Source organism: Streptomyces sp. NPDC001858 (assembly GCF_053594615.1).
This window is the reverse complement of the sequence record NZ_JBSFEV010000005.1, coordinates 317,812-330,340: the sequence shown is the minus strand read 5'-3', so window position 1 is coordinate 330,340 and position 12,529 is coordinate 317,812. Positions and strand designations below refer to the sequence as shown.

Genomic DNA, 12,529 nt, shown 5'->3' with positions numbered 1-12,529 from the left:
AAACGACGGCACATCGCGGCACCCCCAACAGAGCGCCTAGTTGCTGCGGCGGGTCACGAATTCGGCCAAGGAGAGCAGGCCGCCCGCCGATTCCGGGTCCGGGATCGCCCGGGCGAGTTCGTGCATGGCGCGGGACATGCGGTCGGCCGCCTGTTCCTGGGCCCACTCGCGGCCGCCGGCCCGCTCCACGGCCAGCGTCGTGCGGTCCAGGTCGGCCGGTTCATAGGGCCCGGCGTACAGCTCGGCCAGTTCCCCGGCCGCCGGGGTGCCGGAGGTCAGCGCGGCGACCACCGGCAGGGACTTCTTGCGGGCGGCGAGATCCGCGCCGGCCGGCTTGCCGGTGTGCCGCGGGTCGCCCCATATCCCGATGACGTCGTCGATGAGCTGGAAGGCGAGCCCGGCCTCGCGGCCGAACGCGTCCAGCGCGTCGACGTCGTCCTCGGCCGCTCCGGCGTACAGCGCGCCCACCGCGCAGGCGCAGCCGAGCAGCGCGCCGGTCTTGGCCTCGGCCATGGCGAGCACCTCGTCGAGGGTGATCTCGGTGGGGCCGCGTCTCTCCATGGCCGTGTCCGCCTGCTGGCCGGCGCAGAGTTCGACCACGCAGGCGGCGACCCGGCCGACGGCCTGCGCGGACGCGGGGTGCGGATCCCCGGCGAGCAGACCCAGCGCGAGGGCCTGCAGCGCGTCCCCGGCGAGGATCGCGTCGGCGACGCCGAACACCGACCAGGCGGTGGGGCGGTGCCGGCGGGTGGCGTCCCGGTCCATCACGTCGTCGTGCAACAGCGTGAAGTTGTGGACCAGTTCGACCGCCGCAGCGGCCCGGACGGCCGCCGCGCGGGCCGCCGGGCCGCCGAGCGCGGTGGCCGCGGCGAGCACGAGGGCCGGGCGGATCGCCTTGCCCGCGTTGCCCGCCGCCGGAGTGCCGTCGGCGTGCTCCCAGCCGAAGTGGTAGAGCGCGATCCGGCGCATCGAGCCGGGCAACGAGTCGATCGCCGCCCGCAGTTCGGGGTCGACCGACGCCCGGGACCGCTCCAGGATCGCCGCCGCCTCCTGTCCGTCGCCCGGCCCCGGACCACTACTGCCGCCGCCCTGACTCCCGATGGACCTCCGCCTTTCGCGCGCCCTGCCCCGCACTTGCGTCCGCCTGGTGGCGAAGGTCACCGCCAGCGGCCGATCTCGACGTTCTCCAGGACGCCCAGCGCGTCCGGCACGAGGACCGCGGCCGAGTAGTAGGCCGTGACCAGGTAGTTGATGACGGCCTGTTCGTTGATGCCCATGAACCGCACGGAGAGGCTGGGCTCGATCTCGTCCGGGATGCCGGACTGGCGCAGGCCGATGACGCCCTGGTCCTGCTCGCCCAGACGCATCGCGATGATCGAGCTGGTGCGGGCCTCGGTGACGGGGATCTTGTTGCACGGGTAGATCGGCACCCCGCGCCAGGTGGGGATCCGGTTCCCGCCGACGTCGATCGTCTCGGGGACGAGCCCGCGCTTGTTCAGCTCACGGCCGATCGCGGAGATCGCGCGCGGGTGGGCGAGCAGCATCTTGGTGCCGCGCCGCCGGCACAGCAGTTCGTCCAGGTCGTCCGGGCCGGGCACGCCGTCGTGCGGCTGGATCCGCTGGTCGTACTCGCAGTTGTGCAGCAGCCCGAATTCCCGGTTGTTGACGAGCTCGTGCTCCTGGCGCTCCTTGAGCGCCTCGACCGTCAGCCGCAACTGCTGCTCGGTCTGGTTCATCGGCTTGTTGTAGAGGTCGGCCACGCGCGAGTGGATGCGCAGGACGGTCTGGGCGATGCTCAGTTCGTACTCGCGCGGCCGGGCGTCGTAGTCCACGAAGGTGTGCGGGATGTCCGGCTCGCCCGCGTGGCCCGCGGCGAGGTCCACTTCCTTCTCGCCGTACTTGTTGGTGCGCTGCTCGGGGATCGCGCGCAGCTGCCGGAGGTGCTCGCCCAGGGAGTCGGCGCGCTCCGCGACCTGCTCGACGTCCTGCCTGGCCAGGATCAGCACCGTGCAGGCGGTGTCCGCGCGGGCGGTGTACTCCCAGATGGCGTCGGGGTCGAGCAGCGCCTGGTCGCCGAAGTAGGCGCCGTCGGCGAGGACGCCGAGCACCTGGTCGTCGCCGTAGGGGCCGCTGCCGACCTTCTCCACGCGGCCGTGCGCCAGCAGGTAGACCTCGTCGCTCTGACTGCCGAAGGAGGCGATGATCTCGCCGGGACCGAACTCCCGCTGCCGGCAGCGCTGGGCGAGCTCCGCGAGCACCTCCTCGTCCTCGTAGGAGCGAAGCGCGGGCAGTTCGCCCAGCTCGGCGGGGATGACCTCGACCCGGTCGCCGGTCTTGACGAACGTGATGCGGCCGTCGCCGACCGCGTATGTCAGGCGCCGGTTGACCCGGTACGTACCGCCCTGCACATCCACCCAGGGCAGAGTCCGCAGCAGCCAGCGGGAGCTGATCTCCTGCATCTGCGGTGCGGACTTGGTCGTGGTGGCCAGGTTCCGCGCGGCTGCGGTGCCGAGACTCTGCTGCGGCTTGCCCGAATCCGTGCGGACCTCTTCGCCTACCGACATGAAGGTTGCCTCCCAGATCATGCACGGGCGCCGAACTGCGCCGGTGCATTTGTCCCGGGCAACCCTTCCATCACGGAGTGTGCTCGTGCTATTACCCGAAAGAGCGGGAATGGATCACCGCGGGCTGGGAAGAGGCACGTTTCCCCGAACGGTGTTCGACAATGAGCGGGTGACCGACCTGCGCCCGCGCCTCCCCTCCCCCCTCCAGGAAGTGGCCGACGACCGGTTCGGACGGCACGGCGTGCGGCTGCTGCTGAAGCGGGACGACCTGATCCATCCGGAGCTGATCGGCAACAAGTGGCGCAAGCTGGCGCCCAACCTGGAACGGGCGGCGGGGCGGACGGTGCTCACCTTCGGCGGCGCCTACTCCAACCATCTGCGGGCCACGGCCGCCGCCGGGCGGCTCCTGGGGCTGCCCACGGTGGGCGTGGTGCGCGGCGACGAGCTGGCCGATCGGCCGCTGAACCCGTCGCTGGCCCGCTGCGCGGCCGACGGGATGCGGCTGCGGTTCGTGGACCGCTCGACGTACCGCCGCAAGGCCGAGCCGGACGTGCTGGCGAGGCTGGCGGCCGCGGCCGGCGCGGCGGACGCGTACGTCGTCCCCGAGGGCGGCAGCAACGCGGCGGCGGTCCGCGGCTGCCGGGCGCTCGGCGCGGAGCTGCGCGGCCACGCCGACGTGGTCGCGCTCGCCTGCGGCACCGGCGGGACGCTCGCGGGCCTGGCCGCCGGTCTCGCCCCCGGCCAGCGGGCGCTGGGCGTCCCGGTGCTCAGGGGCGGTTTCCTGGGCGCGGAGATACAGGCGCTCCAGGAGGAGGCGTTCGGGGGCCAGCGGGGCGAGTGGCGGCTCGACGAGCGCTTCCACTTCGGCGGATACGCGCGCGTCACCCCCGAGCTGGAGGCCTTCGCGGCGGACTTCGAACGGCGTCACGGCATCCCCGTCGAACGGCTCTATGTCGCCAAGTCGCTCTACGCCCTTGTCGCTCTGGCCGATGAGGGCGCCTTCCCGCCCGGCACCCGTCTCGCGGCCGTCGTGACGGGCGCGCCGTTCGCCGCGTGAGCGCCGCTCATGTCGTCTCCCGGTAGGCCGCGGCCTCCTCCAGGTCCAGTCGGCGCAGCAGGGTGCGGAGCATCTCGTCGTCGATGTAGCGGCCGTCGCGCAGCCGGACGAACATCTCGCGCTCGGCGCCGATCATCTCGCGCGAGAGGCGGCGGTAGGTGTCGTCGATGGTCTCGCCGGTGATCGGGTTGACCTGGCCGAGGCGCTCCCAGACGGCGTTGCGGCGGCGCTCCAGGACGCTGTGCAGGCGGGCGGCGAGGGGTGGGGGCAGGGCGTTGCGCTCGTCGGCGAGGAGGGCGTCCAGGCGCTCCTCGGCGACCCGGGAGGCCTGTGCCTGGGCGTTGGCCTCGGCGAGGGTCGCGGCCTGGGGGTCGGGTTCGGGGAACTTCAGGAGCCGGATCAGCGGGGGCAGGGTCAGGCCCTGCACGACCAGGGTGCCGATGACGGTCGTGAAGGTGAGGAACAGGATGAGGTTGCGGTGCGGGAAGGGCGCTTCGCCGTCGTCGACGGTGAGCGGGATGGAGAAGGCGATGGCGAGCGAGACCACGCCCCGCATGCCCGCCCAGCTGATCACGATCGGCCCCCGCCAGGTCGGGTTCGTCTCCCGCGCACGCACGCGTGGCGACAGCCGGGGCAGGAAGGTCGCCGGATAGACCCACAGGAAGCGCACCGCGACGACCACGAGGAAGAGGGCGACGGCGTACCAGGCGGCGTCCGCCCCCTCGTAGTCGCCGAGGCCCCGCAGGACGACCGGGAGCTGCAGGCCGATCAGTGCGAAGACCGCCGACTCCAGGACGAAGGCGACCATCTTCCACACCGCCTCCTCCTGGAGGCGGGTCGCGAAGTCGACCTCCCACGCGCGGTGGCCGAGGTACAGCGCGACGACGACCACGGCGAGGACGCCGGAGGCGTGGAACTGCTCGGCGGCCGCGTAGGCGACGAACGGGATCAGCAGGGAGAGGGTGTTCTGGAGGAGTGGTTCCTTGAGGTGGGTGCGCAGCCAGTGCAGGGGCGCCATGAGGATCAGCCCGGCGGCGACCCCGCCGACCGCCGCCACCAGGAACTCCTCGATGCCGCCGGCCCAGGAGGCGCCCTCGCCGACGACCACCGCGAGGGCCACCTTGTAGGCGGTGATCGCGGTGGCGTCGTTCAGCAGGGACTCGCCCTGGAGGATCGTGGTGATCCGGGAGGGCAGGCCGAGCCGGCGCGCCACGGCGGTGGCCGCGACGGCGTCCGGCGGCGCCACCACCGCGCCGAGCACCAGGGCGGCCGTCAGCGGCAGGCCCGGGACGAGCAGGTAGGCGGCCCAGCCGACGGCGAAGGTCGCGAAGAGCACGTAGCCGACCGAGAGCAGGGCCACCGGCCGCATCTGGGCCCGCAGGTCGAGGTAGGAGCTGTCGGTGGCCGAGGTGTAGAGCAGCGGCGGCAGCAGGAGCGGCAGGACGACGTCGGGCTCCAGGGTGTAGTCCGGGACCCCGGGCAGGTACGACACCGCCAGGCCGACCGCCACCAGCAGCAGCGGCGCGGGCACCGGCGTGCGGCGGGCGGCCGCCGCGATCGCGGCGCTGCCGGCCACCAGCAGCAGCAGTGGCATCACGTCCATGTCTCCCCCGCCCTCGTTTTTTCGCGCGATCGTCCGCGCGCCCGTCGTAATGTGGCAATCATGAAACAGTGCACGCACTCCGACGCGCTGCCCCACCCCGAACCCGTCCCGCTGAGCGAGACGTGTCTGGAGTGCCTGCGGGACGGCACGCACCCGGTGCAACTGCGGCTGTGCCTGACGTGCGGCCATGTCGGCTGCTGCGACTCCTCGCCGAGCCGGCACGCCGCGGCGCATCACAAGGAGTCCGACCATCCCGTGATGCGGACCTTCGAGCCCGGCGAGGACTGGCGCTGGTGCTTCGTCGATCACGTCCTGGTTTGACCGTGCTCGCGTGAACTTCTGAGGTGGTGCGACCGTTGAACTCATGAGACGCCCCGGCCGTCCGGCGGGTACGGTTCGACCATCTGACGCCTGGGTACGTCAACCCGGCGCGCCCTCTTCCCATTTGGGCCCGCAGACCTCTAGACGCGGAGCGTGTTCACAGCTTTACTGTGAGTGACGACCAGGGGGTTGGGGTCCCGGGAAAGGAAACCTGAGAGCGCGATAGCGTCACCGCTGCACCACACACGCGTTACCCCGGGGGGCGACCCTCGGCCCCGAAAAGCTTGTACCACCTTGGAGGTGAGGGTGTCCCAGATCGCAGGCGAGCCCGCGACCCAGGACTTCGTGGAAGTCCGGCTGCCGGCTGCGGGTGCCTACCTGTCGGTGCTGCGGACGGCCACGGCCGGCCTGGCGGCCCGTTTGGACTTCACCCTGGACGAGATCGAGGACCTGCGCATCGCGGTGGACGAGGCCTGCGCGATCCTGCTCCAGCAGGCCGTGCCCGGCTCGGTTCTCAGTTGCGTGTTCCGACTCGTCGACGACTCGCTCGAGGTCACCGTCTCGGCGCCGACCACGGACGGACACGCCCCCTCGCGCGACACCTTCGCCTGGACCGTCCTGTCCGCCCTCGCGGGCAAGGTGTCCTCCGCCGTCGACGAGGACAAGACCGTGACGATCAGCCTCTACAAACAACGCGGCGCGGGACCCGGGCCGGCGTGAGGAACGGGGACGGGCCGGTGCGGGACGAAGAGCGCGGCACACGGGAGCTGCCGGCCGAGAACGCCGAGATTCCAGCCTCTCCGGACGGTTCCCGACGTATGGCGGACGGTGTCGACGGCATCCCCGAGCAGGCCCGGCCGCATCCGGAGGACGACTCGGCCTCCGTTCGGACGGAGCTGCCGGAAGGTGCCGTGCAGGGCTCGCTTCAGGAGAGGCTCAACGGGGGCTCGCCCCCGGGCCGGGCAGAGGCGAGGGCTCGACAGAGGGCGACGGGCGGGACGATGAGCGAGCACGAGCGAGACGGCGAACAGAGCGTGCCCGGCACGCAGCACGAACCACCACCCCCACCGGCGCCACCGGCATCCCCGGCGCCCCCGACACCACCGGCGCCCCCGGCTGCGGGGGACCGCAGCGGGGCACGGGCGATGTTCATCGAGCTGCGCGGGCTCAAGGACGGCAGTCCCGAGTACGCGGAGATGCGCAACCAGCTGGTCCGGATGCATCTGCCGCTGGTCGAGCATCTCGCGCGCCGCTTCCGCAACCGCGGCGAGCCGCTGGACGACCTGACCCAGGTCGCCACCATCGGCCTGATCAAGTCGGTCGACCGCTTCGACCCCGAGCGCGGCGTGGAGTTCTCCACGTATGCGACCCCGACGGTCGTCGGCGAGATCAAGCGGCACTTCCGCGACAAGGGCTGGGCGGTACGGGTGCCGCGCAGACTCCAGGAGCTGCGGCTGGCGCTGACCACGGCGACGGCCGAGCTCTCCCAGCAGCACGGCCGCTCCCCCACGGTCCACGAGCTCGCCGAGAAACTGGCGATCTCGGAGGAGGAGGTCCTGGAGGGCCTGGAGTCCGCCAACGCGTACTCCACGCTGTCCCTGGACGTCCCCGACACCGACGACGAGTCGCCCGCGGTCGCCGACACCCTCGGCGCGGAGGACGAAGCGCTGGAGGGCGTCGAGTACCGGGAGTCGCTCAAGCCGCTCCTGGAGGATCTCCCGCCGCGCGAGAAGCGGATCCTGCTGCTGCGGTTCTTCGGCAACATGACCCAGTCGCAGATCGCGCAGGAGGTCGGCATCTCCCAGATGCACGTCTCCCGGCTGCTGGCGCGCACACTGGCCCAGCTGCGGGAGAAGCTCCTCGTCGAGGAGTAGCGGAGCAGCCGAGCGGTCGAGGAGTGGCGGTCACTCCGACGTACGGCCGGGCCCCCGGATCCCGAGGGCCCGCGTCGCCTCGGCGTTGACGAGCAGCACGAGCGAGGTGACGGCCGCGGCCGCGAGCGCGATGCCCGCGGGGATCGCGATGCTGTCGGCCTGCAGCAGGTTGTAGGCCACCGGCAGCGCCATGATCTGCGTGATGACGGCGGGCCCCCGGCTCCAGCTGCGCAGCCCCAGCAGCCCCCGGGCGGCGAGCAGCGGCAGCAGCGCGAGCACCACCAGCGTGATCCCGCCGGTGACGGCCTGCTGACGGTCGTCCGGATCACCGGTGATCCCCAGGGCGAGCATCCACACCCCGCCGACGACCAGCGTCAGCCCCTCCAGGGCGACGAGGGCGGCGGCGTACGTCAGCCGACGCGGGCGGGGTGCTGCGGTTTCCGGGGCGGCCGGGGTCTGCTCACTGCTCACGTCTGAAGGGTAGCCCGCACCCGCCGCCGGACCTCGGGCCGCCCATGCGCGGGGGCACGGCGCTCGTGTCGAGGCTCACTCCGTGATGTCTTACCCGATCCCCACCTCGGCCTGTGCCCGGTACCACCCAGTAGGTACGCTGCAACTCATGCGTGCACTTCTTGTGGTCAATCCGGCGGCAACCACTACGAGTGCACGGACGCGCGACGTCCTCATCCACGCGCTCGCGAGCGAGATGAAGCTGGACGCGGTGACGACCGAGTACCGCGGTCACGCACGTGACCTGGGCCGGCAGGCCGCGGACAGCGGAAACGTCGATCTGGTGGTCGCCCTCGGCGGCGACGGCACGGTGAACGAGGTCGTCAACGGCCTCCTGCACGCCGGCCCGGATCCGGACAACCTGCCCGGCCTCGCGGTGGTCCCCGGCGGTTCCACCAATGTCTTCGCCCGCGCTTTGGGTCTGCCCAACGACCCGGTGGAGGCCACCGGCGCGCTGCTGGACGCGCTGCGTGAGAACAGCGAGCGCACGGTCGGCCTCGGCCTGGCCTCCGGAACGCACGGCACGGAGGACGAGGCGGTGCCGTCGCGCTGGTTCACCTTCAACGCCGGGCTCGGTTTCGACGCCGGGGTGGTGGGCCGGGTGGAGCAGCAGCGGGAGCGCGGCAGGAAATCCACACACGCTCTTTACCTCCGCCAGGCCGTCCGCCAATTGTTGGGCGAATCACAGCGCCGGCACGGGTCGATCACCCTGGAACGGGCGGGTGCGGAGCCGGTGACCGATTTGGTGCTGTCCATAGTCTGCAACACGGCTCCGTGGACCTATCTGGGCAATCGCCCGGTGTACGCGTCGCCTAAGGCCTCGTTCGATACCGGGCTCGACGTACTCGGTCTCAGCCGTCTGTCCACCGTCGCGGTTGCCCGATATGGCACCCAGATGCTCACTTCGTCCCCCGAACGGGGACCGCACGGCAAGCATGCCGTCTCGCTGCACGACCTGGACCAGTTCACCTTGCATTCGAAGGTGCCGTTGCCCCTCCAGATGGACGGCGACCACCTCGGGCTGCGAACGAGCGTGACGTTCACAGGCGTACGCCGTGCACTGCGTGTGATTGTGTGAGCAGAAAGGGCGGAAGTCCTTTCACTCGAACGTTTAGGCCAGGGTCCACCCCATGGAAGTACGGCTGTGACCTAGTCGACACCGAGGAATCAAAAAAAACTTTCCGGTAGGGGTTGTATCCGCCGCTGAGGTTTGCGAGTCTCTACGTGGCGATCGGGACAGCCCGCAACACCGGCATCCACTGATCACCGGAACCCCTCTTCAAACACACAGGACCACGCCAGTCATGCTGGCGGGTTGGCCCTTCACTTGTTGAGGGATTCGTGAAAGCGTTCACATTCACAAGCAACCTGCACGTAATACCAAGGAGAGGTAGCAGCCATGGACTGGCGTCACAACGCCGTTTGCCGCGAGGAAGACCCCGAGCTCTTCTTCCCCATCGGCAACACCGGTCCTGCGCTGCTGCAGATCGAGGAAGCCAAGGCCGTCTGCCGTCGCTGCCCGGTTATGGAGCAGTGTCTGCAGTGGGCGCTCGAGTCCGGCCAGGACTCCGGCGTCTGGGGTGGTCTCAGCGAGGACGAGCGCCGTGCCATGAAGCGTCGCGCCGCCCGCAACCGGGCCCGTCAGGCCACCGCCTGACAACACCCGCCCCACAAGCCTGAGCTTGGCGGCGCGTACAGCGAGTACGCATCTCCCGCCCCCGAGCCGCAGCGCGCAGTACCCCCGATGCGCAGCACAAGCTGCCAGCGAGCATTCGAGCCCCGGACCCCTGAACGGTCCGGGGCTTCTTGCTGTGCACAACCGCCCTTACAGACCTCTTACTTCTGCGAGTCGCTCCCGCCGGTCACTTCTGCGAGCGCACCGGGATGTCCAGGATCACCCGGGTGCCGCGGTCCGGCGCCGGGACCATGTCGAAGGCGCCGCCCAACTCGCCCTCCACCAGTGTCCGGACGATCTGCAGGCCGAGGTTGCCGGAGGTGTGCGGGTCGAAGCCCTCGGGGAGGCCGACGCCGTCGTCCTGGACGGTGACGAGGAGGCGGGCCTCCTTCGTGCCGCCGCTGCGGACCGCGGAGACCTCGACCGTGCCGGTCTCGCCCTCGCGGAAGCCGTGTTCCAGGGCGTTCTGGAGGATCTCGGTGAGGACCATGGACAGCGGGGTGGCGACCTCGGCGTCCAGAATCCCGAAGCGTCCGGTGCGCCGGCCGGCGACCTTGCCCGGTGAGATCTCGGCGACCATGGCCAGCACCCGGTCGGCGATCTCGTCGAACTCCACCCGCTCGTCCAGGTTCTGGGACAGCGTCTCATGCACGATGGCGATCGAGCCGACCCGGCGCACGGCCTCTTCGAGGGCCTCGCGGCCGCGCTCGGACTCGATCCGGCGGGCTTGCAGGCGGAGCAGGGCGGCCACCGTCTGGAGATTGTTCTTCACCCGGTGGTGGATCTCCCGGATGGTCGCGTCCTTGGTGATCAACTCGCGCTCGCGGCGGCGCAGTTCGGTGACGTCCCGGAGCAGGACGAGCGCGCCGATGCGGGTCCCCTTGGGTTTGAGCGGGATCGCCCGGAACTGGATGACCCCGTCCTTGGCCTCGATCTCGAACTCGCGGGGGGCCCAGCCGCTGGCGACCTTGGCGAGCGCCTCGTCCACCGGACCCCGGGTCGGGGCGAGTTCGGCGGTGGTCAGGCCGAGGTGCTGGCCGACCAGGTCGGAGGCGAGGCCCATCCGGTGATAGGCGGACAGCGCGTTCGGGGAGGCGTACTGGACGATGCCCTCGCCGTCGACCCGGATCAGGCCGTCGCCGACGCGCGGGGCGGCGTCCATGTCCATCTGCTGGTTGGGGAACGGGAAGGAGCCGGCCGCGATCATCTGTGCGAGGTCGGAGGCGCTCTGGAGGTAGGTGAGCTCCAGGCGGCTCGGGGTGCGCACGGTGAGCAGGTTGGTGTTGCGGGCGATGACGCCGAGGACGCGGCCCTCACGCCGCACGGGGATCGACTCGACCCGTACGGGGACCTCCTCACGCCACTCCGGGTCGCCCTCGCGGACGATCCGGCCCTCGTCCAGGGCGGCGTCCAGCAGCGGGCGGCGGCCGCGCGGGACGAGGTGGCCGACCATGTCGTCCTGGTAGGAGGTGGGGCCCGTGTTGGGGCGCATCTGGGCCACGGAGACATAGCGGGCGCCGTCGCGGGTGGGGACCCACAGGACCAGGTCGGCGAAGGACAGGTCGGAGAGCAGCTGCCACTCCGAGACCAGCAGGTGGAGCCACTCGAGGTCGGAGTCGTCGAGTGCGGTGTGCTGGCGTACGAGTTCGTTCATGGAGGGCACGTCTGCGAGCGTACCTGTGGGTTTGTCGGGGGCCTAAATGCGCCGAGTGGCGTGCGAGCGCCCGAGGCGCCCGGGAAGAGGCCCGGAAACACCCGCGGGCCGCGGCGCCTGAGAGGGACCCTCAGCCCTCCCGGCACCGCAGCCCGGAGCAGTATCGGCCGCGGGGTGTGCGGTCCCACAGGCCGAAGGTGAGGAGCCGGGGCAGTCAGGGCAGAGAGCTCCGGGTCCTCGATCCGTCCTCCTGTGCGGGGAAGACGGACGTTCTTGTGCTGTTTCCGCACCATCCATTGTGGACTAGACCACTAAGGGTGTCCATGCCCTATGGTCCACAACGCAGCCTAGCCTGTAGGGGTTCCTCCACGGAGTGAGATACGAGGGGCAATTTCGGGGAGCCCTGCTAGATTGGTCTAAACCACATATACGGATACACAGCGCTACGAGAACGGCAGGCCAGCGTGGAAGTTGTCATCGTTTCGGACGCCCGGGCGGGCGGCGAGCTCATCGCCGAGGCCATGGCACAGCTCCTGCGGCGCAAGCCGGACGCGCTGCTCGGCGTGGCCACCGGCTCCACCCCGCTGCCCGTCTACGAGGCGCTCGCGGCCAAGGCGCGCGCCGGCGCGGTGGACACCGCGCGGGCGCGGATCGCGCAGCTCGACGAATACGTGGGCCTGCCCGCCGAGCACCCCGAGTCCTACCGCTCGGTCCTGCTGCGCGAGGTGCTGCAACCGCTGGGCATCGGGACGCAGGCGTTCCTCGGCCCGGACGGCACGGCCGAGGACGTACAGGGCGCCTGCGAGCGTTACGACCGCGCGCTGGCCGAGGCCGACGGGGTGGACCTCCAGCTGCTCGGGATCGGCACCGACGGACACATCGGGTTCAACGAGCCCTGCTCCTCGCTGGCCTCGCGCACCCGGATCAAGACGCTGACCGAGCAGACCCGCGTCGACAACGCGCGCTTCTTCGACGGCGACATCGAACAGGTCCCGCACCACGTCATCACCCAGGGCATCGGCACGATCCTGGAGGCGCGGCACCTGGTGCTGCTCGCGACGGGCGAGGGGAAGGCGGACGCGGTCGCGGCGACCGTCGAGGGGCCGATCGCCGCGGTGTGCCCGGCCTCGGCGCTGCAGCTGCATCCGCATGCGACGGTTGTCGTCGACGAGGGGGCGGCGTCGAAGCTGAAGTTTGCGGACTACTTCCGCTACACCTTCGGCAACAAGCCTGCGTGGCAGGGGATCTAGGGCGGATCCGACTGCCTGGTT

12 protein-coding genes are annotated in these 12,529 nt (G+C 70.9%); 7 read left to right on the top strand and 5 right to left on the bottom strand.

The features are described from left to right. Window positions 1-36: 36 nt before the first annotated feature. Both ACWCPF_RS10135 and ACWCPF_RS10130 read right to left on the bottom strand, forming a co-directional pair. Complete coding sequence (locus ACWCPF_RS10135) at window positions 37-1,101, bottom strand: family 2 encapsulin nanocompartment cargo protein polyprenyl transferase (protein WP_451044587.1); 1,065 nt, start codon at window positions 1,099-1,101, stop codon at window positions 37-39. Window positions 1,102-1,157: 56 nt separating this feature from the next. Continuing rightward, window positions 1,158-2,564 (bottom strand): family 2B encapsulin nanocompartment shell protein, encoded by a 1,407-nt coding sequence (locus ACWCPF_RS10130; RefSeq protein WP_451044507.1) that lies wholly within the window; start codon window positions 2,562-2,564, stop codon window positions 1,158-1,160. A 109-nt stretch (window positions 2,565-2,673) separates the two neighbouring features. On the opposite strand from ACWCPF_RS10130, the gene ACWCPF_RS10125 reads away from it, so the two are divergent. Continuing rightward, entirely contained in the window at window positions 2,674-3,621 is a 948-nt protein-coding gene (locus tag ACWCPF_RS10125) for a 1-aminocyclopropane-1-carboxylate deaminase/D-cysteine desulfhydrase (RefSeq protein ID WP_451044506.1), read from the top strand. Window positions 3,622-3,628: 7 nt separating this feature from the next. Here ACWCPF_RS10125 and ACWCPF_RS10120 read toward each other — a convergent pair whose 3' ends face one another. Beyond that, the gene (locus ACWCPF_RS10120) at window positions 3,629-5,224 is read right to left on the bottom strand and encodes a Na+/H+ antiporter (protein ID WP_451044505.1); all 1,596 of its coding nucleotides are present in this window, start codon (window positions 5,222-5,224) and stop codon (window positions 3,629-3,631) included. Window positions 5,225-5,284: 60 nt separating this feature from the next. Here ACWCPF_RS10120 and ACWCPF_RS10115 point away from each other — a divergent pair, with 60 nt between their 5' ends. The 3 genes from ACWCPF_RS10115 to ACWCPF_RS10105 all read left to right on the top strand — a co-directional run bounded on the left by ACWCPF_RS10115 (window position 5,285) and on the right by ACWCPF_RS10105 (window position 7,419). Then, window positions 5,285-5,545, top strand: a complete 261-nt coding sequence (locus tag ACWCPF_RS10115; RefSeq protein WP_451044504.1) for a UBP-type zinc finger domain-containing protein — start codon at window positions 5,285-5,287, stop codon at window positions 5,543-5,545. A 306-nt stretch (window positions 5,546-5,851) separates the two neighbouring features. After that, window positions 5,852-6,265, top strand: a complete 414-nt coding sequence (locus ACWCPF_RS10110; RefSeq protein ID WP_020130755.1) for an ATP-binding protein — start codon at window positions 5,852-5,854, stop codon at window positions 6,263-6,265. Between the two features lie 17 nt (window positions 6,266-6,282). Further along, window positions 6,283-7,419 carry an RNA polymerase sigma factor SigF gene (locus ACWCPF_RS10105; protein ID WP_451044503.1) on the top strand — a complete coding sequence of 379 codons (1,137 nt, stop codon included), beginning with the start codon at window positions 6,283-6,285 and terminating at the stop codon, window positions 7,417-7,419. 30 nt (window positions 7,420-7,449) lie between these two features. On the opposite strand, the gene ACWCPF_RS10100 is transcribed toward ACWCPF_RS10105, so the two are convergent. Continuing rightward, a complete protein-coding gene (locus ACWCPF_RS10100) occupies window positions 7,450-7,890 on the bottom strand; it encodes a hypothetical protein (protein ID WP_451044502.1) in 441 nt (146 codons plus the stop codon). Between the two features lie 148 nt (window positions 7,891-8,038). Between ACWCPF_RS10100 and ACWCPF_RS10095 the strand changes: the two genes are divergently transcribed. Continuing rightward, window positions 8,039-9,007, top strand: coding sequence for a diacylglycerol/lipid kinase family protein (locus tag ACWCPF_RS10095; protein WP_451044586.1), 969 nt, complete (start codon window positions 8,039-8,041; stop codon window positions 9,005-9,007). Window positions 9,008-9,328: 321 nt separating this feature from the next. Continuing rightward, window positions 9,329-9,586: a WhiB family transcriptional regulator gene (locus ACWCPF_RS10090; protein WP_006380970.1), complete on the top strand. Its 258-nt coding sequence runs from the start codon at window positions 9,329-9,331 to the stop codon at window positions 9,584-9,586. A gap of 205 nt (window positions 9,587-9,791) precedes the next feature. Here ACWCPF_RS10090 and ACWCPF_RS10085 read toward each other — a convergent pair whose 3' ends face one another. Continuing rightward, window positions 9,792-11,258 (bottom strand): PAS domain-containing sensor histidine kinase, encoded by a 1,467-nt coding sequence (locus tag ACWCPF_RS10085; RefSeq protein WP_451044585.1) that lies wholly within the window; start codon window positions 11,256-11,258, stop codon window positions 9,792-9,794. Window positions 11,259-11,722: 464 nt separating this feature from the next. Here ACWCPF_RS10085 and nagB point away from each other — a divergent pair, with 464 nt between their 5' ends. Then, window positions 11,723-12,508: a glucosamine-6-phosphate deaminase gene (gene nagB, locus ACWCPF_RS10080; RefSeq protein WP_451044501.1), complete on the top strand. Its 786-nt coding sequence runs from the start codon at window positions 11,723-11,725 to the stop codon at window positions 12,506-12,508. The last annotated feature ends 21 nt before the right edge of the window (window positions 12,509-12,529 follow it).